This window comes from Intrasporangium calvum (assembly GCF_028446585.1).
Taxonomy (GTDB): Bacteria; Actinomycetota; Actinomycetes; order Actinomycetales; family Dermatophilaceae; genus Intrasporangium; species Intrasporangium calvum_A.
On sequence record NZ_JAPFQL010000045.1, the window covers coordinates 1 to 26956 of the forward strand.

General features: G+C 71.1%; 20 protein-coding genes and 1 pseudogene. 18 read left to right on the forward strand and 3 right to left on the reverse strand.

Features of this window, described 5'->3' with window-relative positions:
• The 3 genes and pseudogenes from OO014_RS11315 to OO014_RS11325 form a co-directional block, all read left to right on the forward strand.
• Nucleotides 1-647: pseudogene (locus OO014_RS11315) on the forward strand (alpha/beta fold hydrolase); the annotation flags it as partial.
• Nucleotides 648-770: 123 nt separating this feature from the next.
• Complete coding sequence (locus tag OO014_RS11320) at nt 771-1169, forward strand: universal stress protein (RefSeq protein WP_272462424.1); 399 nt, start codon at nt 771-773, stop codon at nt 1167-1169.
• 385 nt (nt 1170-1554) lie between these two features.
• On the forward strand, nt 1555-3249 hold the full coding sequence (locus OO014_RS11325) for an RNA polymerase sigma factor (protein WP_420485503.1): 1695 nt from the start codon (nt 1555-1557) through the stop codon (nt 3247-3249).
• 109 nt (nt 3250-3358) lie between these two features.
• On the opposite strand, the gene OO014_RS11330 is transcribed toward OO014_RS11325, so the two are convergent.
• Genes OO014_RS11330 through OO014_RS11340 form a run of 3 tightly spaced genes read right to left on the reverse strand, consistent with a single transcriptional unit; the run spans nt 3359 to nt 7926 of the window.
• A complete protein-coding gene (locus OO014_RS11330) occupies nt 3359-5662 on the reverse strand; it encodes a DUF3488 and transglutaminase-like domain-containing protein (RefSeq protein ID WP_272462426.1) in 2304 nt (767 codons plus the stop codon).
• Complete coding sequence (locus OO014_RS11335; protein WP_272462427.1) at nt 5659-6930, reverse strand: DUF58 domain-containing protein; 1272 nt, start codon at nt 6928-6930, stop codon at nt 5659-5661. The genes OO014_RS11330 and OO014_RS11335 overlap by 4 nt, the downstream gene beginning before the upstream one ends.
• Before the next feature lie 12 nt (nt 6931-6942).
• The gene (locus OO014_RS11340; protein WP_272462428.1) at nt 6943-7926 is read right to left on the reverse strand and encodes an AAA family ATPase; all 984 of its coding nucleotides are present in this window, start codon (nt 7924-7926) and stop codon (nt 6943-6945) included.
• A gap of 502 nt (nt 7927-8428) precedes the next feature.
• Between OO014_RS11340 and mraZ the strand changes: the two genes are divergently transcribed.
• The 15 genes from mraZ to OO014_RS11415 all read left to right on the forward strand — a co-directional run bounded on the left by mraZ (nt 8429) and on the right by OO014_RS11415 (nt 26923).
• On the forward strand, nt 8429-8860 hold the full coding sequence (gene mraZ, locus OO014_RS11345; RefSeq protein WP_272462429.1) for a division/cell wall cluster transcriptional repressor MraZ: 432 nt from the start codon (nt 8429-8431) through the stop codon (nt 8858-8860).
• A 269-nt stretch (nt 8861-9129) separates the two neighbouring features.
• The gene (gene rsmH, locus OO014_RS11350; protein WP_272462430.1) at nt 9130-10263 is read left to right on the forward strand and encodes a 16S rRNA (cytosine(1402)-N(4))-methyltransferase RsmH; all 1134 of its coding nucleotides are present in this window, start codon (nt 9130-9132) and stop codon (nt 10261-10263) included.
• Nucleotides 10260-10919: a hypothetical protein gene (locus OO014_RS11355; RefSeq protein WP_272462431.1), complete on the forward strand. Its 660-nt coding sequence runs from the start codon at nt 10260-10262 to the stop codon at nt 10917-10919. Before rsmH ends, OO014_RS11355 begins: the two co-directional genes overlap by 4 nt.
• A 684-nt stretch (nt 10920-11603) precedes the next feature.
• Entirely contained in the window at nt 11604-13388 is a 1785-nt protein-coding gene (locus OO014_RS11360) for a peptidoglycan D,D-transpeptidase FtsI family protein (protein ID WP_272462432.1), read from the forward strand.
• A gap of 11 nt (nt 13389-13399) precedes the next feature.
• A complete protein-coding gene (locus tag OO014_RS11365) occupies nt 13400-15028 on the forward strand; it encodes a UDP-N-acetylmuramoyl-L-alanyl-D-glutamate--2,6-diaminopimelate ligase (RefSeq protein WP_272462433.1) in 1629 nt (542 codons plus the stop codon).
• Nucleotides 15025-16437, forward strand: a complete 1413-nt coding sequence (locus OO014_RS11370; RefSeq protein WP_272462434.1) for a UDP-N-acetylmuramoyl-tripeptide--D-alanyl-D-alanine ligase — start codon at nt 15025-15027, stop codon at nt 16435-16437. Before OO014_RS11365 ends, OO014_RS11370 begins: the two co-directional genes overlap by 4 nt.
• Nucleotides 16434-17516 carry a phospho-N-acetylmuramoyl-pentapeptide-transferase gene (gene mraY, locus OO014_RS11375; RefSeq protein WP_272462435.1) on the forward strand — a complete coding sequence of 361 codons (1083 nt, stop codon included), beginning with the start codon at nt 16434-16436 and terminating at the stop codon, nt 17514-17516. The genes OO014_RS11370 and mraY overlap by 4 nt, the downstream gene beginning before the upstream one ends.
• Nucleotides 17513-19003, forward strand: coding sequence for a UDP-N-acetylmuramoyl-L-alanine--D-glutamate ligase (murD, locus tag OO014_RS11380; protein WP_272462436.1), 1491 nt, complete (start codon nt 17513-17515; stop codon nt 19001-19003). The genes mraY and murD overlap by 4 nt, the downstream gene beginning before the upstream one ends.
• A complete protein-coding gene (gene ftsW / locus OO014_RS11385; RefSeq protein ID WP_272462437.1) occupies nt 19000-20376 on the forward strand; it encodes a putative lipid II flippase FtsW in 1377 nt (458 codons plus the stop codon). The genes murD and ftsW overlap by 4 nt, the downstream gene beginning before the upstream one ends.
• On the forward strand, nt 20373-21479 hold the full coding sequence (gene murG / locus OO014_RS11390; protein ID WP_272462438.1) for an undecaprenyldiphospho-muramoylpentapeptide beta-N-acetylglucosaminyltransferase: 1107 nt from the start codon (nt 20373-20375) through the stop codon (nt 21477-21479). Before ftsW ends, murG begins: the two co-directional genes overlap by 4 nt.
• A complete protein-coding gene (gene murC, locus OO014_RS11395) occupies nt 21476-22939 on the forward strand; it encodes a UDP-N-acetylmuramate--L-alanine ligase (RefSeq protein ID WP_272462439.1) in 1464 nt (487 codons plus the stop codon). Before murG ends, murC begins: the two co-directional genes overlap by 4 nt.
• Nucleotides 22939-23709, forward strand: coding sequence for a cell division protein FtsQ/DivIB (locus tag OO014_RS11400; protein WP_272462440.1), 771 nt, complete (start codon nt 22939-22941; stop codon nt 23707-23709). Before murC ends, OO014_RS11400 begins: the two co-directional genes overlap by 1 nt.
• Before the next feature lie 274 nt (nt 23710-23983).
• Nucleotides 23984-25339 (forward strand): cell division protein FtsZ, encoded by a 1356-nt coding sequence (gene ftsZ / locus OO014_RS11405; RefSeq protein ID WP_272462441.1) that lies wholly within the window; start codon nt 23984-23986, stop codon nt 25337-25339.
• Between the two features lie 112 nt (nt 25340-25451).
• Nucleotides 25452-26201 carry a peptidoglycan editing factor PgeF gene (gene pgeF, locus OO014_RS11410; protein ID WP_272462442.1) on the forward strand — a complete coding sequence of 250 codons (750 nt, stop codon included), beginning with the start codon at nt 25452-25454 and terminating at the stop codon, nt 26199-26201.
• Nucleotides 26198-26923, forward strand: coding sequence for a YggS family pyridoxal phosphate-dependent enzyme (locus tag OO014_RS11415; protein WP_272462443.1), 726 nt, complete (start codon nt 26198-26200; stop codon nt 26921-26923). Before pgeF ends, OO014_RS11415 begins: the two co-directional genes overlap by 4 nt.
• Nucleotides 26924-26956: the final 33 nt, after the last annotated feature.

A 26956-nucleotide genomic window follows, 5' to 3' on the forward strand; every position in this document is an offset into this window, starting at 1 on the left:
CGATGGGCGGCATGCGGGCCATCGAGTGGGCGGCGACCCGGCCGGAGCTGGTCGACCGCTCCATCGTGCTCGCGAGCACGGCCTACGCGACCGCGGACCAGATCGCCTGGTGCCAGCCACAGCTGCTCGCCATCCGCCAGGACCCGAACTTCGCCGGTGGGGACTACTACCGGACCGGCCGGTCCCCGGAGGAGGGATTGGGTCTGGCCCGGCGCATCGCGCACGTCACCTACCGCAGCGGGGCCGAGCTCGACGACCGGTTCGGGCGCCAGGCCCAGCTGGGCGAGGACCCCCTCCGGTCGGGCGACCGGGGCCGGTTCGCGGTGGAGAGCTACCTCGACCATCACGCCGGCAAGCTGGCGCGACGATTCGACGCCAACTCCTACCTCGTCCTCACCGACGCGATGAACTCCCACGACGTGGGACGCGACCGTGGCGGGGTGGCTGCGGCCCTGGCGCGAGTCACCGCGGAGTGCACGATCGCGTCGGTCGACACCGACCGGCTCTACCCGCCCTCGCTCTCCGACGAGATGCACGAGCTGCTGCCCCGGTCCGTGCGGGCGCACATCAGCTCGCGCCACGGACACGACGGCTTCCTGATCGAGGAGGAGCAGGTCGGCCGGATCATCCGGTCCGCGCTCGGCTGACCCCACCCTGGGCCGTCTCCCGCGGCACTGTGGCCGACGCACCACGACAGACACCTCCCGGACCGCCCTTTTTCGGGTAGCGTCCGAGCACAGACATTTCCGTCCCAAGGAGGTCCGGGCACAGTGGCCATTGTCGTTGGATACGTCGCGACCAAGGAAGGCCGCGCCGCACTCAAGCGAGCGGCAGAGGAGTGCGTGCTCAGGGGCACGAAACTCGTCGTGATCAGCTCGCACAGGGGAGGCAAGGACTTCGACGCAGACGAGTCCGCGCGCTTCGAGAGCGAGCTGGAACGAGTGAAGAGCGTCCTCGAGGAGCGAGGCCTCGAGCACGAGGTGCGTCAGCTGGTTCGCGGCAACGACCCGGCCGAGGACCTCATCGCGGTGGCGGAGCAGGAGAACGCCGACTTCATCGTCATCGGCCTGCGTCGTCGCAGCCCCGTCGGCAAGCTGATCCTCGGCTCGAATGCCCAGCGGATCCTGCTGGACGCGAGCTGCCCGGTCCTCGCCGTCAAGGCGGACTGAGCGTCCGCCCCGGCGGCCCCGGGTGCCGGCCGAGCCGGGAGCGGGGCCGCCGAGGGCGGACCGGGAAGGGCGGATGCCGACCTCGGCGCCAGCTGGCCGAGGCCGGCCGGGGCCTCTCGACGCGGCCGACGGGGGGCGCACGTTCGCCCGTCGGCCAGCGGGCGTTTTATAATGTCGAGAGAGCCGGATCGCACGAGGCGCACCGAGAGATCGACGGAGGGGTCGACTCCTACATGCCAAGCATTTCCGGAGCGAATCCCCATTCTCGTTCGTTGATGATTCATGCCCACCGAGGGTCATGCAGACGACGACTCCGTGCGACCGAAAGGTGACGTCCTCCGTGCCGAAGGCAACCCCAGCTGCAACCCCGACCGCCCTTCCAAAGGTGTTCCAGCACGACGCGATCATGCAGCTGCTCGTCAAGGGCCGCACGACCGGGACCATCACCGGGACCGAGATCGCCCGGGCGCAGGTGGAGGCTCAGCTCGACCCGAAGCAGATGAAGCCGGTCCTGACGACCCTCGAGGCCCACGACGTCGAGATCCTCGTCGACACCGCGGCCACCAACACCCAGACTCGCAGAGGTAGCAAGGGAGGCACTGTGGCAACCGCTCGCAAGACGACCGCCGCGGCCGCAAAGTCCGCAACCCGGACCACGACCACCAGCACCACCAGGGCGAAGCCGGCGACCAAGGCCGCCGCCGCGTCAGGGTCCACGAAGGGCTCCACGGCCGACGTGACCTCGGCGTCCGCGAAGGCAGAGCCGGCCAGGAAGGCCACCCCGGCCAGGAAGGCCACGACCAACGCGGAGGTCGCCAAGGCGGCCGCCAGCCCCGCGAAGAAGGCCGCTGCCAAGAAGGCGACCAAGGCTGCGTCGAAGAAGACCGCGACCAAGGCGACCGCTGCGAAGGCTGCCGACGCGCAGGATGCGGACGCCCTCGAGTCCGAGGAGCCGATGGAGGCCGACGAGAGCGAGCTCGAGGAGGTCGAGGTCACCGACGTCGAGACCCCCGGCGACGAGTCGGCCGAGGAGTCGACCGACACGGACGAGGAGGACGAGACGGCCACCGGTGACAAGGCCGCCTCGCCCGAGGCCGAGGAGGAGTCCGGCTTCGTCATCCGCGACGACGACGAGGACGACGCACCGGCGCAGCAGGTCGTCACCGCGGGCGCCACGGCCGACCCGGTCAAGGACTACCTCAAGCAGATCGGCAAGGTCGCGCTCCTCAACGCGGAGCAGGAGGTGGAGCTCGCCAAGCGGATCGAGGCCGGGCTCTTCGCCGAGGAGAAGCTCAACTCGGGCGAGAAGATCGACATGAAGCTCAAGCGTGAGCTGTGGTGGATCGCCCAGGACGGCAAGAAGGCCAAGAACCACCTCCTCGAGGCCAACCTCCGCCTCGTCGTCTCGCTCGCGAAGCGTTACACCGGTCGCGGCATGCTCTTCCTCGACCTGATCCAGGAGGGCAACCTCGGGTTGATCCGTGCAGTCGAGAAGTTCGACTACACGAAGGGCTACAAGTTCTCCACATATGCCACGTGGTGGATCCGCCAGGCCATCACCCGAGCCATGGCCGACCAGGCCCGGACGATCCGTATTCCGGTGCACATGGTCGAGGTCATCAACAAGCTCGCCCGTGTTCAGCGGCAGATGCTGCAGGACCTGGGTCGCGAGCCCACGCCGGAGGAGCTCGCCAAGGAGCTCGACATGACGCCCGAGAAGGTCGTCGAGGTGCAGAAGTACGGCCGTGAGCCGATCTCGCTGCACACCCCGCTCGGTGAGGACGGCGACTCGGAGTTCGGCGACCTGATCGAAGACTCCGAGGCGGTCGTGCCGGCCGACGCCGTCAGCTTCACGCTGCTCCAGGAGCAGCTCCACTCGGTGCTCGACACGCTCTCCGAGCGGGAGGCCGGGGTCGTCTCGATGCGCTTCGGTCTCACGGACGGTCAGCCGAAGACCTTGGACGAGATCGGCAAGGTCTACGGCGTGACCCGCGAGCGGATCCGCCAGATCGAGTCGAAGACGATGAGCAAGCTGCGCCACCCCAGCCGGAGCCAGGTGCTCCGGGACTACCTGGACTGACGGCTTCCTCGCCACAGCGACCCGTTCCAGGAACGGGCTGGGGTGGTCGGGACGGGCGATGCTCCGTCTCGGCCACCCCTTCGTCATGAGTGAGCCCGTCTGCAGCGGCTCAGCGCCTTCGACGGAGCGCCTGACTCCGGCGACGCCAGACTCCCTGCCACACCGACACGCCTTCCGTCGGCCAGAGGAAGGACCTGAGTCGCGTCGTCCAGGCCCGGGTCCTGGACACCTGGCGCCGGATCGAGCGGATGTCCCGGTGCAGTTCCTCCGTCTGCTGGGGCGTCGTTCGCTCGGGTCGGTCGTATCGCGCCCGCTCGAGCGTGGCCGTGACGCGCCGCAAGGCGGTGGCGTGGTCGGCGTCCAGGTGGCCGTCCGTGATGTAACGCTCTCTGGCCGTCCGCAGGGTCGCGCCTGGCGGTGCGACGAGCCCCAGGTCGTCGAGGTGGCTCCTCAGCGCCGCCCACTCGATCTCGACGAGATCCTGACGGGTGGCTGCACGGTGACGGCGGACGTTCCGCGTCAGCCAAGCGGTCAGCGGCATGAGCAGGGTGCCCAGGGCAACGACGAGGAGGGCGCTGAGGATGACGAGGTTGCTGCCGCTCAGCCACTGCTCCCACCACGACGTCCGTGTCGCCGTGCCCGTGGCGTCGCCCTCGTCCACGGGGCGGCGGGAACCCGTCGGGGTCGCCGTGTTGCTGGTCGACCCGGAGTCGGTGGTGGCCCCGCTCGTCGGCGTGTCGACCCCTGCCAGGGAGTAGACGGGTGGCCCCGACCGGCCGACAGTGGGCTCGAACCGCAACCATCCGGATCCCTGGAAGTACAGCTCGGGCCAGGCGTGGGCATCCGACTGCCGCACGAGGTTGGAACTGCCCTCGCGCCTGCCCTCGATGAACCCGATGGCCATCCGGGCCGGGATGCCCTGGGCTCGAGCGAGCATGATCATGGCAGTGGCGAACTGGGTGCAGTATCCGAGGCGCGTCTCGTAGAAGGCGCTGATGGGGTCGAGGTCCTCACCGTTCTCGTCCTGTGGGGTCTCGCCGAGGTCGAGGCTGTACTGGTAGCGGGTGGAGTCGCGCAGGTGGGCCTGGATCGCCACGGCCCTGTCGTAGTCGTTGGCGGCCCCTCTGGTCACCTCGTCGGACCATCGCCTGATGAGATCTTCTGCATCCGCGGGAAGGGTCAGGTCATCCTCGAGGATGTCCGGCGATGATGGCGGTCCGGCCGATCGAAGCTTGTCGGGCGAGGGGTTCACCACGGAGTACGTGACCTGGTAGGAGTCGACGGTCTCTCGCACCTGGATGTCGCGCGTCACGCTGTCGATGGTGAACGACGTCCCCTCGATGGCCGGGGTGACGACCGGGTAGGGAGCAGCCAGCCGGGGTGCCTTGAGGACGTTGTTGCTCACCGTCATGATGTATTCACGCCGGTCCGCCTGGGGCGGCAAGGGCACCGGACGGTCGGGCCCCTCGCTCTGTCGGCGGGCGATGCGCCACTCGCCGCTGGAGTAGTAGGACGTGGCGAAGACCCGGAGCGGCGCGGTCGCCGGCCCGGTCGAGGTGTAGCGCAGGACCGGGCTCGGGTCGGTGCTGAGCAGGCTGGTGCGCAGGTCGATGGTGTCGTTGATACCGACGGTGCCGATGCCCCCCGACCCGGTCGACCGGGCCAGGCCGTCCGTCAGGTAGCGGGGCGGCGCATGCCACGTGACGGCCGGAACGACGAGGGCGAGAAGGACCGCGATGCCACCGAGCTTCGCCGCGCCCGCGGTCAGGGAGCGCAGGGCGGTCGTGTCATCGGAGGCGGGCCCGTCCTCGCCGACGTCGGTGGCGCTCGTCGTGCTCCACCGTCCGAAGCTGGCCCGCGCGGTCGTGTGGAGCATGACGAGCCAGAGAGCGACCGGGACGACGAAGTAGCGCACGGCAGAGGTGGAGTCGCTGTTGGCCGCAGTGATGAGGTAGGCCGTGAGCAGGGGCAGCCCTGCTGCTGCTGGGGCACGCCAGGTGGCGGCCATGGCGTCGACCACGACCGCGATCAGGGCGACGGCGCCGACGAGGTAGACGGTGACGCCTTCGGTGAGCGGAGCCGGGGCAGCGTTGCGCTGGATCGTCTCGAGGGCCTGCAGGCCGAGCACGTTGAGCCGCTCGACGGTCTCGGCGGTCGGCAGGCCCCAGGTGAAGGTCTCCCGCACGGTGAGTGCGAGCACGCCGTAGAGCACGAGCACCAGCTGTGCGAACAGGGTGAGCAGGCGTGATCTCGTCAGGCCCCGGAGGAGCAGCCCGACGGCCGCGGCCAGCGCGATGACCAGCACGGCGTCCCTCAGCCACGCGTCGCTCCGGAAGAGGCTCGAGATCGGGTAGACGGCGGCGAGCGTCGCCAACGCGGCGAGCAGGGTGATGCGCCACCGTCGCCGCGTCATCGTGCGCCTCCCACCGTTGCCGCGGTCAGCACGGCCCACGCGTGTGGGACGTCCTCGTCGCGGCCCACCGGGATGGCCCGCCAGCCGGCGAGCCGGAGCGCGTCGACGTGGGCTGCCACCGGATCGGGCCGCGGACCGGAGCCCCCGGGCCGGCCCGGCGGCTGGCCGAACGCCAGCGCGTCGAGGACGAGGGCGAGGCCGGTGGTGCCGGGCTGCCGCAGGCTGGCCAGTCGTCCGGTGACCTCGTGCCCGCGCGGGCCGACCACGGCGACCACGAACCCGCCCGCAGCGGCCAGCGCCTGAGCCTCGCGGAGCATGAGGTCGTCGGTGGCCTGCGAGCGGAGCTGGGTCATGGCGAGCACGTCGAGGATCTCGTCGATCTGGAGCGAAGCCGTGACCCGCCCGCTCTCCACCGTCTCGGGGCACACCAGGTGCACCGCGTAGCCGGTCTCGCACAGGTGGGCTGCGATGGAGGCGCACGCGGACACGGCCCACTCGTAGGAACCCATGGCGCCGCTGCCGCCGTGTGCGTCGGGGCGTGGGTCGAGCAGGACGACGGCTCGCCGCTGGGCGGGGCGGTCCTCCTGGCGCACCATGAGGTCTCCGGTCCGGGCGGTCGCGGGCCAGTGGATGCGACGCAGGTCGTCCCCGTCGCGATACTCCCGGATGGTGACGTCGTCCTCGCCGTGCAGGGCGATGAGGTGAGCCAGCTCGCCCTCTGACCCGACGCCGGAGCTCGGCTGTCGGCTGGCTGACAGGGGGTGGACCTGGGGGAGGATCACGAGGTCAGCGGTGCCCTCGAGGACGGCTGCCCGGGTGGCGAGGCCGAAGGGGTCCTGGACCTGGACGCCGAGGGGCCCCAGGTGGTGGCGGCCGCGCAGGTGGGACCGCACGGTGTAGTCGATGATGCGCACCCGGCCCGGCGGGATGCGACCGACGATGAAGCGCGGCCGGTCGCCGAGGACGTAGTCGAGACGTTCCTCGGCGAGGAAGACCGGCGTGGTCGTGGTGGAGACGTTCTCGAACGCGAGGGCCACATGGGCGTCCTGCCCCACCGTGATCCGGTCGGGCGAGATGTGGCGCTCGATCCGCAGCCGGGTCTTGCGGGTGCGCACGAGCATCGCACTGATGTAGGGGAGCGCGACGAGCAGGACGCCGAAGCGGGTCAGGTCACGAAAGCCGAAGAGGATCCCGGCGAGCGCCAGGGTGACCCCGGCCCCGACGAAGGCGCGGCCTCGGGTCGTCAGCAGTCGTCGGAGCGAACGCACCTGGGCCCCCGCTCACCGCGTCCCGGACGGGACGGGCACCTGGCGCAGGAGGTCGGTGACCACCTCTGCGGTCGTCCGCCGGGCGAGCTGGGTCTCGCTCGACGGCATGAGGCGGTGAGCGAGGACGGCGACGGCGAGCGTCTGGACGTCGTCCGGGATGACGTGGTCACGTCCGCCGAGGGCCGCCTGGGCCCGGGCCGCGCGCAGCAGGTGGAGTCCGGCGCGCGGTGAGGCGCCCAGTCTCAGGGCCGTCGTGGAGCGCGACCGCGTGACGAGGTCGACGATGTACTGACGCACCGCGGGGCTGGCGTGCACGGTGGTCACCGCCTCCACGACGGTGTTGATCGTCGCCGCGTCGGTGACGGCGGCGAGGCTGTCCAGCGGCGAACGCGCGCTGTGGCTGTCCAGCATGGTCAGCTCGGCCCGCGGAGACGGGTAGCCCATCGAGATCCGCGCCATGAAGCGGTCGCGCTGCGCCTCGGGCAGCGGGTAGGTGCCCTCCATCTCGATCGGGTTCTGGGTGGCCATGACGATGAACGGCGCCTGGAGCGGGTAGGTCGTGCCGTCCACGGTGACCTGCCGCTCCTCCATCGACTCGAGCAGCGCGGACTGCGTCTTGGGTGAGGCGCGGTTGATCTCGTCGCCCACGACGACGTTGGCGAAGATGGCGCCCGGCCGGAACTCGAACCGCCGAGCGTCCTGGTTGAAGATGCTGACGCCGGTGATGTCGCTGGGCAGGAGGTCGGGTGTGAACTGGACCCGGCGCACCGAGGCATCGATGGACCTGGCGAGGGTCTTGGCCAGCATGGTCTTGCCGACGCCGGGCACGTCCTCGATGAGCAGGTGACCGCCGGCGAAGAGCACGGTGATGGTGGTGCGCACGACGTCCGGCTTGCCCTCGATCACCTTCGTCATGGTCGCGAAGAGCTGGTCCGCGACCCTTCTGACCAGATCGAGATCTCCCGCGGTCCCCACTCCACTGGTATCGGTCGTCACCCTGTCCTCCGTCTGTCACCGCCCGAGTCCTCGAGCACTGGTCCCGTCGGGTTCGTCCCGGCGCAGCGACCCGACAGTACGTGGTGGCGGCGGCGCGAACCTGTTGGTGATCCTCTCCCATGACGCGCGTCACTCGGAAGTGTCGGGAGAGTCGTGACCCGATGGAGACGTCCCGGACCAGCCGCCTCGATACGCTCCACCACTCTCCTCCACCAGTGTCGCGCCTTCCGTGGCCCGCGTCCCCTGATTTGGGCTCTTGCGCACGGATCCCGGTGCCGTATGCCGCTCAGCCCGGCCCCGCTCACCAGTGAGGGCGCGCGCGTGGCGAGCTCAGCGGCATCCTCCTCCATTTCCCTCCACCCCTCCTGACGTGCACAAATGCGCCGAGAAAGTGGTCGAAAGCGGGTTTGTTTCGTTGACGGTGGGGGAAAGTGGAGTATCGTGGAGCACCAAGGAAGGCGTTGGGGACGCCGACGGGTCGAGGTAGGGGAGGTGGCGGACCGTGTTTCTCGGTACGCACACGCCGCGCCTCGACGAGAAGGGCCGGCTCTTTCTGCCGGCGAAGTACCGCGACCGCATGGCGGGTGGACTGGTCGTGACGCGCGGTCAGGAGCGCTGCCTCTTCCTCTATCCGATGGACGAGTTCGTCAAGGTGGCCGAGCAGATGCGCCAGGCCCCGACGACGAGCAAGGCCGCCCGGGACTACATGCGCGTGTTCCTGTCCGGGGCGTCGGACGAGGTGCCCGACAAGCAGGGGCGTTTCACCATTCCGGCGAACCTGCGGCAGTACGCCGGTCTGGACCGAGAGGTGACGGTCATCGGCGCGGGGTCACGGCTCGAGGTCTGGGACAGCACCGCGTGGAACTCCTATCTCGCGGCGACGGAGCAGAGCTTCGCCGAGACGGAGGAGGAGGTGATCCCGGGCCTCTTCTAGCACCCGTGACGTTGCTGCCTCCAGCTCCCTCCACCCCCCTCCAGAACAACCTGTGCGCCGGCCTCCAGCCGCTCCGCTCCCGGAACGACTTCCCCCGTTCCGGGCGGGGACGCGGATGGGGACCAGCTCCCAGGTCGCGACAGCCCGCAGCCCCAGCTCAGCCCTCCACCCGAAGTGCACCGCTCCACGACGAACAGCCAAGACAGCACCACCAGCACCAGAGCAAACGCGCCGGCGCACCGCGCCGGGAGGGACGGGAAGGGACGAGGATGACGGACCGTGGACCGGCGCACGAACGCCACGTCCCGATCATGCGGGACCGCATCCTCGACCTGCTCGAGCCCGCCCTGTCCAGGCCCGGCGCCGTCCACGTGGACGGCACGCTGGGGATGGGAGGGCACGCCGAGGGCGTGCTCAGCCGGTTCTCCGGGTGCCGCGTCATCGGGATCGACCGGGACCGCGAGGCACTGGCGCTGGCAGGCGAGCGGCTGGCCGCCTTCGGGAGCCGTTTCATCCCGGTCCACGCCACGAACGACGAGATCGCCCAGGTGGTGCTCGATGCCGGGCTCGAGCACGTCGACGGGATCGTGTTCGACCTCGGTGTGAGCTCGCTCCAGCTCGACGAGGAGGACCGCGGCTTCGCCTACCGGGTCGATGCCCCGCTCGACATGCGGATGGACCAGAGCCGGGGGCGGACCGCCGCGGACGTGCTCAACACCTATCCCGTGGAGGAGCTGACCCGGATCCTGCGCGAGTACGGCGAGGAGCGGTTCGCCCGCAAGATCGCCTCGGCGATCGTGCGGGATCGCGAGTCGGAGCCCTTCACCACGTCCGGCCGCCTCGTGGACCTGCTGCGCCGGGTGATTCCGGTGGCTTCCCAGCGGCAGAGCGGGCACCCGGCGAAGCGGACCTTTCAGGCGCTGCGGATCGAGGTCAACGACGAGCTGGGCGGCTGGGAGCGGGCCGTGTCCGCTGCCGTGGACGTGCTGGGCGTCGGCGGCAGGATGGCGGTCCTGTCCTTCCACTCCCTCGAGGACCGGCTCACCAAACGCGCCTTCGCCCTGGGGGCCACCTCGAGTGCCCCGCCCGGACTACCCGTGGAGCTGCCGGAGCACGCGCCCTATCTCCGGCTCCTGACAAGGGGGGCCGAGGAGCCCGGCGACGCCGAGGTGCTGGCCAATCCGCGGGCAGCATCCGCGAAGCTCCGCGCCGTCGAGCGGGTGAGGGACACCGGCGCCTCGGCCGGCACGGCGGTCCAGCGGCTCCTTTCGACCCGCGACCAGACCCGGCTCGAGCGCACGTCACCCGAGAGCCCGCGGCAGCCGAGGCCCTCGCGACCCCAGACCATGCGCACCCAGACCATGCGCACCCAGCGGCACACCAAGAAGGGAGGCTCCCGATGAGCCAGGCGACCGCCACTGCCAGGCCGCTCCGCTCCCCGGGGCGCAGCCCTCGGGGTGCGCCGGCCCCCGCGACACTTCGCGTCATCCCCGCCCGCATCACGACGACGGGCCACGGCGCCTTCGCGTCCATCTGCGTCGTGCTGATGACCACCGGTCTCGTCGCTCTGCTCCTGCTCAACACCGCGCTCGCGCACGGGTCGCTCGAGCTGGGGGCCCTTCAGCGAGAGTCCGCCGTCCTGAGCGAGACGGCGGGCAACCTCCAGGAGGAGATCGACCGGGCCTCGGCGAGCGGCGCGCTGGCCAAGAAGGCGAGCCAGCTCGGGCTGGTACGGGCCAACGAGCGTGCCTACATCGACCTGACGACCGGCACGGTCACGGGCACCGCCTACCCCGCCACGAGCGCCCAGGCCCTGTCCGTCGTCACGAGCCCCACGCCCGTGGCCAAGCCCAAGGCGACGACGAAGCCCGCGGCGGCCACGCCCACCGGCACGCCATCGCCCCGGGCGTCCACGTCCGAGGCGACCGCGAGCGCCACGCCGACGAAACCGGCCGCCACCGCTTCTGGGGCTCCCACGGCGACACTGGGGACGAGCCCGACGGGTGAGCCGACCACGCCCGCGAGCGACCCAGTGACGACCCCGACGGCGACGAGGTGACCCGTGACGAACTCTCGACGGTCAGGGCCGTCCGGTCGTTCGGGTGACCCCTCCCGCGCCGGGGCGGGAGCTCGGAAGGCTGGGCCCGGAGGGAGCAGGTCTTCAGGAAGCTCGTCGCGCAGGGCCGCCCCTGACGGGGGAGCACCGCGCAGGGCGGGGTCTGCGCCCCGCCGGCAGGACGGCTCCCCACCTCAACGGAGGACTCCTCGGCCGAGCGGGGAGCAGCGGGGTCACCCGGAGCGGCGCGGCAACCAGGCGCCCCCGAATCCGGGTCGGCGCACCGCCGACACCGGGGGCCGTGGCCGTGGAGCGGCCCAGCCGAGTGCACCGGGACGACGCGCGGCGCCAGTGCAGGGTGCGGAGCGCGGCCGCGCGACGCGTGCCGCTCGAAGCGCTCCCGACCGGACTCGCACCGACCGGACCCGCACCGACCGGACCCGCACCGACCGGACCCGCACCGACCGGACCCGCACCGACCGGACCCGCACCGACCGGGCTCGGTCAGCCGGCCGCGGCCGACCTGATGCTTCCAGGCGGACGTCTGGGCGGACGTCTGGGCGGCCGCCGTCCCCCGCGCCACGCGGGCGGGGCCCGGCGGCGAAGCGCACCGGCGGTCCGCGGGGACCGCTTCGGCGCCGAGCCCTCCGGCTCTCGTCGGCCAACCCGCGGGGCCGAGCGCGGGCGATGTTCATCGGGGTGCTCTTCGTCTTCACCCTCTTCGGGGCCCAGCTCCTGCGCATCCAGGCCTTCGACGCCTCCGCGACCCAGGCGGCGGCGCTCTCGAAGCGTTCGATCAAGCTGCACACCCCGGCCATGCGGGGACAGATCCTCGACACGAACGGCCAGGTCCTGGCCGACAGCGTCGAGCGGTTCACGATCTCGGCGGATCCCGAGGCGATCCAGTGCTACGTCAAGGTCAAGGGCGAGTGTGGCTGGCAGGGGGTCTATCAGGCGGCCGCCGACCTGTCGCCGAAGATCGGGCTGGACGTCGCCCGGCTCACGACGCTCTTCACCAAGCCGGACACTCGCTACGTCATCGTCAAGAAGGACGTGTCTCCCGGCGAGTGGCGCGAGATCCAGGCGTTGCGTGTGCCCGGGATTGCCGCCGAGCGGACCAGCAAGCGTCTCTACCCGACGTCCATGGCGCTCGGCCAGCTCGTGGGATACGTCAACCAGACCGACCAGACCGCCGCGGGCGGTGTGGAGCTCATGCTGGACGGCACCCTGGCCGGACGGTCGGGGACGACGATCGCCGAGCGCGCCCAGAACGGTGCCGTCATCCCCGGGTCGCAACGCGTCGACCAGCCCGCGGTGGACGGGCGCAACGTCCGGTTGACCATCGACTCGGACATCCAGTGGTACGCCCAGAACGCGCTCGCCAAGCAGGTGACGGCGGTCAAGGCCGAGACCGGCACCGCGGTCGTGCTCGAGGTGGCGACGGGCAAGATCCGCGCCGCCGCGAGCTACCCCACCTTCGACCCCAACGACCTGTCCAAGGCGACGCAGGACAGCCTGCGCAACCACGCCTTCCAGGACGCCTTCGAACCGGGTTCGACCGGCAAGCTGATGACGATGGCGGCAGCCCTGGAGCGTGGCGTCGTCACGCCGGACACCGGGGTGATCGTGCCGAACCGGCTCCCGAGGGCCGGCATGAAGTTCAAGGACCACGAGGACCACGAGACCGAGTACCTGACGGCCACCGGAGTCATCGCCAAGTCCTCCAACATCGGCACGATCCTCGTCGGGGAGCGGGTGCCGCCGGGCGAGATGGAGCAGACCTACCGCAGCTTCGGGATCGGTCAGCGCACCGAGGTCGGCTTCGCGGGCGAGTCCAGGGGTGCGCTCCAGAAGGCGAGCGACTGGAACGACCCCCAGCGCTACACCGTCCTGTTCGGGCAGGGTTACGCGCTGACCGCGGTCCAGGCGGCCAGCGTGTTCGCCACCGTCGCCAACGGCGGCGTCCGCGCCCCCCTGTCACTGGTCGAGGGCCTCTACAACGACAGCGGGACGTTCGTCCCCGCGCCGTCCGAGCAGGGCTCCCGCGTCCTCTCGGAGCAGACGGCGACCCAGCTGAGCCGCATGCTGGAAGAGGTGACGGGGGAGGACGGCACCGCGAGCGACGCCCGGATCGAGGGCTACCGGGTTGCCGGCAAGACCGGCACCGCGGACCGGTATGACGAGAAGCTGAAGGGCTACAACGGCTTCACGGCGTCGTTCATCGGCTACGCCCCTGCCGAGCAGCCCAAGTACGTCGTGGCCGTCTTCATCCACAAGCCGCAGGCCGGGATGTTCGGTGGCGCGCTGGCAGGTCCCGTCTTCAACCAGGTGATGACCTTCCTGCTCCAGCGGGAGAACACCCCGCCGAGCACCCCGTCGGACCTGGACTATCGGGTGTGGGCCGAGGAGCGGCTGTCCCCCCAGGACCCCGACGTGCTGAGCGACGCCCGGGCTCGTCGCGATGGCCTGTAAGTTTGGGTGACGTGCCAGCTGACCTGATCCGACCCTCGACGTCGGGTGTGTCCCTGCGTGCCCTCGCCGAGCTGAGCGGCGCGGGGCGCGCGGTCCCCGACGTCCTCGTGACCGGGGTGTCGCTCGACAGCCGCTCGGTCCGTCCCGGCGACCTCTACGCCGCACTGCCGGGCTTCAACGTCCATGGCGCCCGGTTCACCGCCGACGCCGTGCGGCTGGGTGCGGTCGCCGTGCTCACCGATGAAGCCGGCGCCGAGATCATCCGCGGCCGGGGCGAGGCGACCGCGGCCCCGTCCGAGCCGGAGGGGGGCCGATCGCTTGGCGGCGACGTGCCGGTTCTCGTCGTCGACGGCCCCAGGGGTCGGCTGGGCCGGCTGGCAGCCGCGATCTATGGCGACCCCGGATCGGACCTGACCCTGGTGGGGATCACGGGCACCAACGGCAAGACGACCACGGCCTACCTGCTCGAGTCCGCCCTGCGGGCCGACGGGCGCCGGACCGGCCTCATCGGGACGATCGAGACGCGGGTCGGCGACGACCGACTCGAGTCAGCCCACACGACGCCCGAGGCCACCGACGTCCACGCTCTGCTGGCCGTCATGCGCGAGCGGGGCGTCGACACGTGCGTGATGGAGGTGTCGAGCCATGCCCTCGACCAGCACCGCGTCGACGGGGTCGTCTACGACGTCGCGCTGTTCACCAACCTGTCCCAGGACCACCTCGACTACCACCCGTCGATGGAGGACTACTTCGCCGCCAAGGCGCAGCTGTTCACGCCGGAGCGGGCCCTCACCGGCGTGGTCTGCGTCGACGACGAGTGGGGCCGCCGCCTCGCGCAGCGGGCAACCGTCCCGGTGACGACGTTGGCGACGACGGACGCGAGCGCGGACTGGGGCGTGGTCGAGCGTCCCGCCGACGGCGGCGAAGAGGTGCACGGACAGCCGTTCCGCCTCGTGCACCGGTCCGGCGACGTGGAGCTGTCCCTGGCCTCGCACCTGCCCGGGCACTTCAACGTCGCCAACACCGCCCTGGCGGCGGTGGGCCTGCTGACCCTCGGTCTCGGGCCCGAGCGGGTCGAGGCGGCCCTCGCCGTGCCGCCCACGGTGCCCGGCCGCATGGAGGTCGTTTCGGGCGGCGGTGTGGGCGAGCCGCGCTGCATCGTCGACTTCGCGCACACGCCTGATGCGATCGACGTGGCGCTGGCTGCCCTGCGGCCGTCGACGACCGGTCGTCTCATCGCCGTGCTCGGCGCCGGAGGTGACCGGGACCGCGGCAAGCGGGAGGCGATGGGTCGAGCCGCGGCGCAGCACGCGGACATCGTCCTCGTGACCGATGACAACCCCCGCTCCGAGGACCCGGCCCAGATCCGCGCCGCCGTCATCGCCGGCGCCACGGCCGCCGTCCGGGGCGGCACGGCCGTGGCTCGCAGCGTCGTCGACGGGGGAGCGCGCTCGGAGGCGATCCGGGAAGCCGTGGCCCTGGCCGTGCGCGACAGCGCCTCAGGGGTGGTCGACACCGTGGTGGTGCTCGGCAAGGGACACGAGAAGGGACAGGAGGTCAACGGGGTGAAGCACCCGTTCGACGATCGGGAGGCCGTCCAGTCGGCTCTTCTCGCTGCCACCACGGGAGGCTCGCGTTGATCCCGCTCACTCTCAAGGAGATCGGCGCGCTCGTCGGAGGTCGGATCGACGGCTGCCCGGACCCTGCCGGCGTGGTCGTCGACGGGGCGGTGAGCACGGACTCGCGCGAGTGCGGCCCGGGCAGCCTCTACGTCGCCCGCGTCGGGGAGTTCGCGGATGGGCACGACTACGCGCCTGCGGCCGTCGCGGCGGGAGCCGTGGCCGTCCTTGGCTCACGTCCGATCGGTGGCGTGCCCACGGTCGTCGTTGACGACGTCCAGACGGCCTTCGGCCGGCTGGCGCGGGGCGTCGTCGACCGCCTGCCGGGGTTGCGCGTCGTCGGCATCACCGGCTCGTCGGGCAAGACGAGCACCAAGGACCTGCTGGCCTCCGTCCTGTCCACGGCAGGCGAGACCGTCGCACCGGTCAACTCGCTGAACGGCGAGATCGGGGTGCCGCTCACCGTGTGCCGGGTCACGCCGACGACACGCTTCCTCGTGGCCGAGATGGGCGCCCGCGGAATCGGCCACATCGACTACCTCACGCAGATCGCTCCACCGGACGTGGCCATCGTGCTCAACGTCGGCAGCGCCCACGTCGGTGAGTTCGGCTCCCGGGCCAACATCGCCATCGCGAAGTCGGAGCTGCCCCGGGCCGTTCCAGCGCAGGGGCTCAGCATCCTCAACGCCGACGACCCCCTCGTCGCTGCGATGGCGCAGGGCCTCGCCTCCCGCGTGCAGCTCGTCGGTCGGGCGCCTGAAGCGGAGGTGCGCGCGGAGGACGTGGTCGTCGACGAGCTGGGCAGAGCGGCATACGACCTCGTCACCCCTCAGGGACGGGAGCGAGTGACGCTGCGGCTCATCGGCGCTCACCACGTCGGCAACTCCCTCGCCGTCGCGGCGGCAGCCCTCGAGATGGGCCTGCCCCTGCGCGACGTGGCGGCGGCGCTGTCGGCTGCGACCCCGGCGAGCCGCTGGCGGATGGAGACCACCGAGCGTCCGGACGGGGTGGTCGTCATCAACGACGCCTACAACGCCAACCCCGACTCGATGCGGGCGGCGCTCGACGCGCTCGCCGCGATCGCGACGCGGGGAGAGCGGTGGGCCGTGCTCGGGGAGATGCTCGAGCTGGGCCCCGACAGCGACCGTGAGCACGAGGCCATCGGGTCGTATGCCGCTGGGCTGGGTGTCGACCACGTCGTGTCCGTCGGCGACGGGGCGCGGGTCTACGGCGTCCCGGAGTGGACTCCGGACGTCGACGCGGCCTACGACTACCTTGCCGCCCGACTGCGTCCCGGCGACGTCGTCCTGCTCAAGTCGAGCCGGGACAGCGGGCTACGGTGGCTCGGTGACCGGCTCGCCGGCACCGGCAAGTGGTCGGTGCCCGACGACAGCCCCCACACACGACCCGAAAGGACGGTGGAGCGGTGAAGGGTGTTCTCGCGGCGGCCGCGTTCTCGCTCCTCTTCTCGCTCCTCGGCACCCCGCTCTTCATCAAGTTCCTCGTGCGGCGTGGCTACGGCCAGTTCGTGCGTGACGACGGGCCGACGACGCACCACACGAAGCGCGGCACCCCGACGATGGGCGGCGCCGTCATCCTCGCGTCCACCCTGGGCGCCTACGCCGTGGCCCACCTCGTCACCCTGACGCCGGTGACGGCCAGCGGGGTGCTCGTGCTCTTCCTCATGGCCGGGCTCGGTCTCGTCGGGTTCCTCGACGACTTCATCAAGATCTCCAAGCAGCGCAGCCTCGGCCTGCGCTCGCGCGAGAAGCTCTTCGGGCAGACCCTGGTCGGCGTCATCTTCGCCGTCCTGGTGCTCCAGTTCCCCAACGAGCAGTACCGCACCCCGGCCTCGCCCTTCATCTCCTTCGTCCGCGACACGAACCTCAACCTGGCCTTCGCCGGCACGCTGGTCGGCATGCTCCTCTTCGTGATCTGGGCCAACCTCATGATCGCGGGCACGTCCAACGGGGTGAACCTCACCGATGGTCTCGACGGGCTCGCCACCGGTGTCTCGACCATGGTCTTCGGCGCCTACGTCCTCATCAGCCTCTGGACCTTCAACCAGAACTGCCAGATCAACCCGGGCATCAAGTGCTACGAGGTCCGTGACTCGCACGACCTCGCCCTCGTCGCCGCTGCCGGCATGGGCGCGTGCTTCGGCTTCCTGTGGTGGAACGCCACTCCCGCGAAGATCTTCATGGGCGACACCGGCTCCCTCGCCCTCGGCGGTGCCCTCGCCGGCCTCGCGATCACCACCCGCACCCAGTTGCTCATCGTCATCCTGGGCGGCCTCTTCGTCCTCGAGACCCTGTCGGTCATGGCTCAGGTCATCTCGTTCAAGACGACCGGCAAACGGGTGCTGCGCATGGCGCCCTTGCATCATCATTTCGAGATGGTGGGATGGCACGAGGTCACGGTCGTCGTGCGGTTCTGGATCATCGCCGGTCTCTTCGTCGCCTTCGGACTCGGCATCTTCTACGCAGAGTGGGTGGTGGGCACACAATGACGTTCGATCCTGCCTACGAGCCCCGGTCCGGCCTGACGCACCGGGACGCGGACTGGTCCGGTCTGCGGGTGCTCGTCGTCGGCCTCGGCATCTCGGGGTTCGCCGCGGCCGACGCGCTCGCCGAGCGTGGCGCCCGGGTCACCGCGGTCTCCCGCGACACGACGGACGTGATCACCGAGCGCGCCACCATCCTCGACATCCTCGGGGTCGACGTCCGGCTGGGTCCGGAGCACGTCGTCGAGCCGCCCGACGGCACCGAGCTGATCATCACCTCGCCGGGTGTCCCGCCGCACGACCCGCTCATGCTCGCCGCGGCCACGCGTGGGCTTCCCGTGTGGGGCGAGGTCGAGCTGGCCTGGCGCATGCGCCCCCTCGAGGGCGCAGCCCCGTGGCTGACCGTCACCGGGACGAACGGCAAGACGACCACGGTCAACATGCTGGCGTCCATCCTGCGGGCTGCCGGGCTGCGCGCGACGTCGGCCGGCAACGTCGGCACCCCGATCCTCGAAGCCGTGCTGCACCCGCAGCCCTATGACGTGCTCGCCGTCGAGCTGTCGAGCTTCCAGCTGCACTGGCAGCGCTCGATCTCCGCCGTCGCATCCGCGGTCCTCAACGTCGCTCCCGACCACCTCGACTGGCACGGCTCCTACGCCGAGTACCTCCGGGCCAAGGGCAAGATCTACGACAACACGCACCTGGCCTGCGTCTACAACGTCGCCGACATCCAGACCGAGCAGCTCGTCATGGAGGCCGAGGTCGTCGAGGGCTGTCGGGCCATCGGCTTCACGACCGGCATCCCGGCCCCCTCCATGATCGGCGTGGTCGACGACGTGCTCGCCGATCGTGCCTTCGTCGAGCAGCGCCAACGATCCGCAGCAGAGCTCTGCACGCTCGACGACCTGCGTGGCGACGGCCCGACGGTCGCCCCGCATTACCTGGCCAACGCCTTGGCCGCCGCGGCGCTGGCCCGCGCCTACGGCGTGGGACCACTGGCCGTCCGTGACGGGCTGCGCGCCTTCCGGCCGGATCGACACCGGATCGCCGAGGTGGCGACCGTCCGAGGCGTCCGGTGGGTCAACGACTCCAAGGCGACCAACACCCACGCGGCCGCGGCGGCCCTCACCTCCTTCGACAGCGTGATCTGGATCGCCGGCGGACTCCTCAAGGGGGCCGACGTCGACAGCCTCGTCGAGGACGTGGCGTCCCGGCTCCGCGGGGTCATCCTCATCGGCGCCGACCGGGCCCGGATCGCCGAGGCGCTGGCCCGACACGCGCCCGATGTCCCGGTCGTCGACCTCCCGGACACCGACACTGGGGTCATGGACCTCGTCGTCTCCCATGCTGCGCGCCTCGCGCACCCCGGCGACGTCGTCCTGCTCGCCCCGGCCGCGGCGTCGATGGACATGTTCACCAACTACGGCGCTCGCGGCGACGCCTTCGAGGCGGCGGTCCGGCGGCACATGGAGGCGAGCGGGGGAGACCGGTGAGCTCGCTGACCGCGCCACAGCGGGGCGGCCCGCGTGCCCGGTCAGCCGGGGCGTCGAAGACCGGCGCGAAGTCATCGGCGGGGACCGGCCGAAGCCGCGCTCGCGCCTCGGCCCGCACCCCGGGCAAGGACTCCTCCGGCGGTCAGCCGATCGTCCACTTCGGCAAGCTGGAGTCGCCGCTGACGACCTACTACCTGCTCCTCGGTGTCACCGCCACGCTCGTCGTCTTCGGCCTGATCATGGTCTTCTCCGCCTCGAGCGTCGAGTCACTGCTCGCGGACGAGGCCTCCTACACCGTGTTTGCCAAGCAGCTCCTCTTCGCGGTGGTCGGCGCCGGGGTGGCGGCCTGGGCGGCTCGCTGGCCCATCAGGTGGTGGCGCCGGATCGCCTGGGCGGCGCTCGTGGGGGCGGTGCTGCTTCAGGCGGCCGTCTTCATCCCCGGGCTCGGGGTCACCTCGGGTGGCAACCGCAACTGGCTCGCTCTCGGGCCGGTGCAGGTCCAGCCGTCCGAGTTCGCCAAGCTCGCTCTCGTCCTCACCGGCGCCACCATCTTCGCCAACAAGGGCAGCCTCGCCGGCAACTGGCTCCACGCCGTCCTTCCCTATGTGCTGCCGATCTCCGCGGTCGTGCTCTCCCTCACCCTCGCTGGTCAGGACCTCGGCACGGGGCTCGTCATGGGGCTCATCGTCACCGGCGTGCTCTTCGTCGCCGGGGCCCCGAAGCGTCTCTTCGTCGCCGGTGGGCTGGCCGTGGTCGCCGGCATCGGTTACCTCGTCGCCACCAGCAGCAACCGGATGAACCGGATCAGCAACTGGCTCGACCCCGAGTGCCAGTCGGACCCGGACAGCTGGTGCGGTCAGTCCGTCCACGGCATGTACGCCTTGGCCGACGGCGGCTGGTGGGGCGTCGGGCTCGGCGGATCCAAGGAGAAGTGGAAGTGGCTCTCCGAGGCGCACAACGACTTCATCTTCGCCATCATCGGTGAGGAGCTCGGCCTCCCCGGGACCTTCCTGGTCCTCGTGCTCTTCGGCCTCCTGGCCTGGGGGTGCTACCGGCTCGTCACCCGCACCCAGGACCGCTTCGTCCGGATCGCCTCGGCCGGGGTGATGGTGTGGCTCATCGGGCAGGCGACCATCAACATCGGCTCCGTCATCGGCCTGTTCCCCGTCGTGGGCGTGCCGCTGCCACTGGTGTCGGCCGGTGGGTCCTCGCTCGTCACGACCCTGCTCGCCCTCGGCATGCTGCTGGCCTTCGCCCGCAACGAGCCGGGCTGCCGGGCCCTGCTCGCAGCCCGGCCGAGCGTGGTCAGGCGCACCCTCAGCGTGCTTCCCTCTCGTCTCCCCGCTCGTCCAGCTCGTCTCAGAAGTCGGTGATCCCCGTGTCCTCGCCCACCTCCGTCCTGCTCGCCGGGGGAGGGAGCGCCGGCCACGTGTCGCCGCTCCTCGCCCTGGCCGACGCGCTCGTCCGGCGCCATCCCGATGTCAAGGTGACCGCTCTGGGCACCAGGGTCGGTCTCGAGGCCCGACTGGTGCCGGCTCGTGGACTCGATCTGAAGTACGTCCCGAAGGTCCCGCTGCCGCGTCGCCCCAACGCCGACCTGCTGCGGCTGCCCCTGCGGCTCAAGGAGGCCGTGGCTGCCGCCGGGCGCGCGATCGACGAGACCGGCGCCGAGGTCGTCGTGGGCTTCGGCGGTTACGTGAGCACGCCCGCCTACCTCGCCGCGCGGAAGCGCCGGGTGCCCATCGTCATCCACGAGCAGAACGCGCGTCCCGGGCTCGCCAACCGCCTGGGGTCGCGGTGGACCCCGTTCGTCGCCACGACGTTCTCGGCCACCCGGCTGCCCGGAGCCCGCCGAATCGGGATGCCGCTGCGGCGGGAGATCACCCAGCTGGACCGCGACTCGAGCCGGCGTGGTGCCCTCGACTTCTTCGGCCTCGACCCGGATCGCACCACGGTGCTCGTCACCGGAGGCTCCTTGGGCGCCAAGCGGATCAACGACGCGTTCGCCGCGTCCGCGACGGCACTGAGCCGGGCGGGCATCCAGGTCCTGCACGTGACCGGTCTCGACAAGGACTTCACGCCGCAGCTGCCCGAGGCGGGTGCCCCGTACGTCGTCGTTCCCTACGCCGATCGGATGGAGCTGGCTTACGCCGCAGCTGATCTCGTGGTGGCGCGCGCTGGCGCCAACACCGTCTGCGAGCTCACCGCGGTGGGCCTGCCCGCTGTCTATGTGCCACTGCCGATCGGCAACGGCGAACAGCGACTCAACGCGGCCGATGTGGTGGCCGCCGGAGGCGGGCTCGTTGTTGACGATGCCGCGATGACTCCCGAGTGGGTGCAGACAACCCTGATTCCCCTCGCGCACGACGAATCTCGCCTCCGAGCCATGGCACGGGCGGCTGCGGGTCTGGGGGAGCGGGCCGCCGACGAGGCCTTGGCGGACCTGGTCGACGAGGCATGGAGGTCCGGCCGGTGAGCGCTTCACCCACGGCCGAGAGCCCCTTTGCCGCAGCGCGATTCGACTTCTCCGCGACCGTGCCTCCCGCCGAGGACCTCGGTGCCGTGCACTTCCTGGCCATCGGCGGGGCGGGCATGTCCGGGGTGGCGCGGATCATGCTCGCGCGCGGGATCACCGTGTCGGGCAGCGATGCCAAGGACGTCCCCGTCCTGAAGGCGCTCACCAGCGAAGGCGCCACGGTGTGGGTCGGTTTCGACGAGGCGCACCAGGTGGGCGCCGAGACGATCGTGATGTCGTCCTCCATCCGAGACGACAACGTGGAGCTGCGCGCAGCTCGGGCTCGTGGCGCCCGTGTCCTGCATCGGGCTCAGGGTCTCGCCAGCCTGATGCACGGGCATCGTCCGGTCGCTGTCGCCGGCGCCAACGGCAAGACGACGACGACGTCGCTCCTCACCGTCGCCCTCCAAGGGTGTGGGCTCGACCCCTCGTTCGCCGTGGGTGGCGAGCTGGCGCGCCATGGGACCAACGCGCATCAGGGCCGCGACGACATCTTCGTGGTGGAGGCGGACGAGAGTGACGGGTCGTTCATCGTCTATCGTCCCGAGGTCGCCGTCGTGACGAACGTCCAACCCGATCACCTCGACTTCTACGGCGACTTCACGGCGGTCCAGGCGGCCTACGACGCGTTCGTCCAGACGATCCGGCCGGGCGGACTGCTCGTCACGTGTGCCGATGATGCCGGAGCGAGGACGCTCGCCGATCGGGCCAGGGCCTCGGGGACCCGGGTTCTCACCTATGGCTTCGCCGATGACGCCGACATCATGCTGCGTGACCACGGCCAGGACGGGCTGACCAGCGCCGCAACCCTGCTCGACGGGGGAGTGGGACGCTCGCTCAGGCTGGGAATCCCGGGGCGACACAACGCGCTCAACGCCGCGGCGGCCTACGCTGCCGCGGTCCACGGACTGGGTCAGGACCCGGTCGAGGTGTTGCAGGGACTGGCGTCCTTCACGGGCACACGCCGTCGGTTCGAGCCGAAGGGCGAGGCCTCGGGTGTGGTCGTGGTCGACGACTACGCCCACAACGCCGGGAAGGTCACGGCGGTGGTCGAGACCGCCGCCAAGCTGGTCGAACCGCCTGCTCGCCTCATCGTCGTGTTCCAGCCGCATCTCTACAGCCGCACGCGCGACTTCGCTGCGGAGCTCGGGCGCGGCCTGTCTCCCGCCGACGTCGTCGTCGTCATGGACGTCTACGCCGCCCGGGAGGACCCAGTGCCCGGCGTCTCCGGCCAGCTCGTGGCGGACGCCGTCACGGCGGCGAACCCGCAGGCGGACGTCCACTACGTCCCATCCTGGTCAGAGGTTCCCGCCGTCGTCGCCCAGCTGGCACATCCCGGCGATCTCGTGCTCACCGTGGGCGCTGGCGACGTCACGATGATCGGGCCGGAGGTGCTGCGGCTGCTCGGTGGGGAACCCTGATGAGACTGCTGCAGCGCTCCGGTGCCCGGGACACGCTCGGCACGGGCCTGTCCTCGGCGCGGGCGCGCTTCGAGCGACGGGCGGCCCGTGCGCGGCGGCGGCCGTGGTTGCTCGGCCTCGTCGTCATCCTCATCGGGGCCGTGGCTGGGGGCCTCGTCTGGCTCGGCTGGTTCTCCTCTCTGCTGCTCGCTCAACGTGTGGAGGTCAAGGGCGTCTCCGGCGCCCAGGCACGGGCGGTTCGTGAGGTCGCCGCCCTGCCGCTCGGCACCCCGCTCATGCGGGTGGACACCGACGCGGCCGTGACCCGGTTGGAACGTGACCGTCGGTGGGTGGGCATCTCGGTGAGCCGCAGCCTCCCGCACAGCCTCGTCATCGAGCTCACCCCGCGGGTCGCCGTCCTCGGCGTCCGCCTGCCGTCCGGGCAGGTCGAGATGTACGACCGGGACGGGGTGGCCTTCCGCGAGGTCGACGAGGCGCCCCCCTCGGTGCCGCTCGTCTCGTCCGCCGGCGGAGCCAGCGCGGACGGCGTCAAGGCCGTCCTCCAGGCGCTCGCCGCCCTGGGCCGGGAGCTGCGCACCGAGGTGGTCGAGGTCAGCCTCACCGGCACGGACCGCGTCAGCTTCCAGATCGACTCCGACAGTGGTCGTCGCACCGTGGTCTGGGGCGGTCCGGGAGATGCGGTGACCAAGGCGAAGCTGGTGTCCGTCCTGCTCACGCAACCGGGGCAGACCATCGACGTCAGCGTCCCCGAGGCGCCCGTGACACGCTGAGGTCCCACCGCCCGGCGCGCCCGGCAGGGACTCTAGGCAGCGCCAGGGGCCGTGACGGGCACCGCGACAATCGGCTGGGCGACACGCCGAGGCGTGGGTTGAACCGCCTTGTCCCACGGCATACCGTCGGGGCACGGGCTCGTGACCAAACCGTAACCTTTAGGTTGACGTTTAAGGTTAGTCCGATGCGGCTCGAGCCGCGCCGGCACCAGCGCCACCCTCACCGAACAGAACATGCAGCACCCAGCAACACCACCCAGGAAGGCCCACTCTCGTGGCAGCAGCACCGCAGAACTACTTGGCCGTCATCAAGGTCGTCGGCATCGGCGGCGGTGGGGTCAATGCCATCAACCGCATGATCGAGGTCGGCCTCAAGGGTGTCGAGTTCATCGCGATCAACACCGACGCCCAGGCGCTGCTGATGAGCGACGCCGACGTCAAGCTCGACGTCGGCCGTGAGCTGACCCGTGGCCTCGGCGCCGGCGCTGACCCGGAGGTGGGCAAGAAGGCGGCAGAGGACCATGCCGAGGAGATCGAGGAGGTCCTCAAGGGAGCCGACATGGTCTTCGTCACGGCAGGCGAGGGCGGCGGCACCGGCACCGGCGGCGCGCCGGTCGTGGCGCGGATTGCCCGCGGACTCGGTGCCCTGACCATCGGTGTCGTCACCCGGCCCTTCACCTTCGAGGGCCGCCGACGGGCCAACCAGGCCGAGGCGGGCATCGGTTCGCTCCGGGAGGAGGTGGACACGCTGATCGTCATCCCCAACGACCGGCTGCTGTCGATCAGCGACCGGAGCGTCTCGATGATGGACGCGTTCCGCTCGGCGGACCAGGTTCTCCTTTCCGGCGTCCAGGGCATCACCGACCTCATCACGACGCCTGGCCTGATCAACCTCGACTTCGCCGACGTCAAGTCCGTGATGCAGGGAGCCGGGTCGGCGCTCATGGGCATCGGCTCCGCGCGCGGCGAGGACCGCGCCGTCCAGGCTGCCGAGCTGGCCATCAGCTCTCCGCTTCTCGAGGCCTCGATCGACGGCGCCCACGGCGTGCTGCTCTCCATCCAGGGTGGCAGCGACCTCGGCCTCTTCGAGATCAACGAGGCCGCGCGCCTCGTCCAGGAGGCGGCACACCCGGAGGCCAACATCATCTTCGGCGCGGTCATCGACGATGCGCTCGGCGACGAGGTGCGCGTCACGGTGATCGCAGCGGGCTTCGACGGAGGCGGCCCGACGAAGCGTCAGGACGACCGAGCGCTCGGCCAGGTCATGGGGCAGCGCTCGGCCACGGCACCGGCTCAGAACAACCACGCTCCCGCCGCGTCGCCGCACGCGGCGTCGTCACACCCGCTCCCGCCGCAGCCGGTTGCCGCCCAGCCGGTCGCCCAGCCGTCCCCGTCGGCCGGCGCCTCGGGCTCGGGTCCGGCCCCGGTTCAACCTCCCGTTCAGGTTCCGGCGCAGCAGCACCACCACCAGCAGGTCGGCCAGCCGGTCAACCACGCCCAGCCCGTCTCGCCGGCTCAGCCACCGTCCCAGCAGCTGCCCACCCAGCAGCCCTCGCGACCGGCCCAGCCGCCCCGACAGGTGACCTTCGAGGACCACGACGACCTCGACGTGCCCGACTTCCTCAAGTGAGACCGCGATGCGGGGCCCGGCTCGTGCCGGGTCCCGCATCGCGCGTCCGGCAGGCGCCCGGCCGTGGGGCAGCAGTCGGGGACCGGGGAGCACGGCGGGGTAGGTTGGGGCCGTGTTCTACTGGCGATCGACGATTCGCGGGGCCGATGGGCGCCGCTGGGCCGAGGTGGCCTTCACCGGACGAGCCGCGGCTCGCGGGCAGGAGCCCTATCTCGGGCTGAACCTCGGCGGTCACGTGGGGGACGACCCTGACGTGGTGGCGGAGAACCGCGAGGCGGTCGCGGCAGCGTTGGGGCTGCCCCGCTCTCGGTTCGTCTTCCTCAACCAGGTGCACGGCACCGACGTCGTCCAGGTCGCGGGTCCGTGGCCCGGCCCGGCTCCCGAGGCCGACGGCATGGTCACGACAGCCGACGAGCTCGGCCTGGGTGTGCTGGTCGCCGACTGTGTGCCGGTCCTGCTCCATGACCTTCGGGCCGGGGTGATCGGTGTGGTGCACGCCGGTCGGCCCGGGATGCTGGGCGGCGTCGTCCCCCGGGCCGTCGAGCAGATGCGATCCCTCGGGGCGCAGCGGTTGGGTGCTGTGGTCGGGCCGTCGGTGTGCGGGCGGTGCTACGAGGTCCCGTCCGAGCTGGTGCAGCGGGCCGCAACCGTGGCGCCGAGCTCGGTGACCACGTCCTGGTCGGGGACGCCGGCGATCGACGTGGCGAGTGGGGTGGTCGAGCAGCTGACCCAGCTCGACGTGACCGTGGACCGGGTGCCGGGCTGCACCAGAGAGGACGAGGACCTGTACTCCTACCGCCGCGAGGGAACGACGGGCCGCTTCGCGGGCGTGATCGTCATGCATGAGGATGCGAGCAGATGACGGCGGCACCGGCTCCGGAACGCCGGCTCCAGCTGTCGGCCGGGCTCGAAGCCGTCCGTGAGCGGATCACTGCCGCGTGTGCGGCGGCCGGCCGCGACCCGGCCGAGGTCACCCTCGTGGTCGTCACCAAGTACTTCCCGCCGAGCGACGTCCTCCTCCTCCACGAGCTCGGCGTGCGGGCCATCGGGGAGAACAAGGACCAGGAGGCCGGTGCGAAGATCGAGGCCGTCCGAGCCGTACTGCCGCCCGGTTCGGACCTCGAGCTGCACTTCGTGGGACGGCTGCAGTCCAACAAGGCGCGGCACGTGGCCCGCTACGCGGATGTCGTCCACTCCGTCGACCGGGAGAAGCTGCTCGCCGGCCTCGAGGCGGGCGCGCTGGAGCGCGGACACCGCCTGTCGGTGCTCATCCAGGTCAGCCTCGACGGTGACGTGTCCCGAGGTGGCGCACTCCCGGCCGACGTGACCGACCTCGCTGCTGCCGTGGCCGATCGACCCGGCCTGCTGCTCAAGGGCGTCATGGCCGTGGCCCCGCTCGACGTGGAGCCGGACCGCGCCTTCGGCGCCCTCTTGGAGGTCGCGAACGGCCTGCGGACCAATCACCCGGAGGCCGACTGGGTCTCGGCGGGGATGAGCGGCGACCTGGAGGCGGCCATCCGGCACGGAGCGACACACCTGCGTGTCGGAACCGCAATCCTCGGAACACGCCCGTCACTTCTGTAACGTCGAAGCCATCCGCATCCGAACGTTTGGGAG

Bases quoted from the DNA above. Each gene is read 5' to 3' on its own strand.
- OO014_RS11355 (WP_272462431.1), top strand. From the start codon at position 10,260: ATGAGCCAGGCGACCGCCACTGCCAGGCCGCTCCGCTCCCCGGGGCGC.
- OO014_RS11400 (WP_272462440.1), top strand. From the start codon at position 22,939: ATGAGACTGCTGCAGCGCTCCGGTGCCCGGGACACGCTCGGCACGGGC.
- rsmH (WP_272462430.1), top strand. From the start codon at position 9,130: ATGACGGACCGTGGACCGGCGCACGAACGCCACGTCCCGATCATGCGG.
- murD (WP_272462436.1), top strand. From the start codon at position 17,513: ATGACGTTCGATCCTGCCTACGAGCCCCGGTCCGGCCTGACGCACCGG.
- OO014_RS11360 (WP_272462432.1), top strand. From the start codon at position 11,604: ATGTTCATCGGGGTGCTCTTCGTCTTCACCCTCTTCGGGGCCCAGCTC.
- OO014_RS11330 (WP_272462426.1), bottom strand. From the start codon at position 5,662: ATGACGCGGCGACGGTGGCGCATCACCCTGCTCGCCGCGTTGGCGACG.
- OO014_RS11415 (WP_272462443.1), top strand. From the start codon at position 26,198: ATGACGGCGGCACCGGCTCCGGAACGCCGGCTCCAGCTGTCGGCCGGG.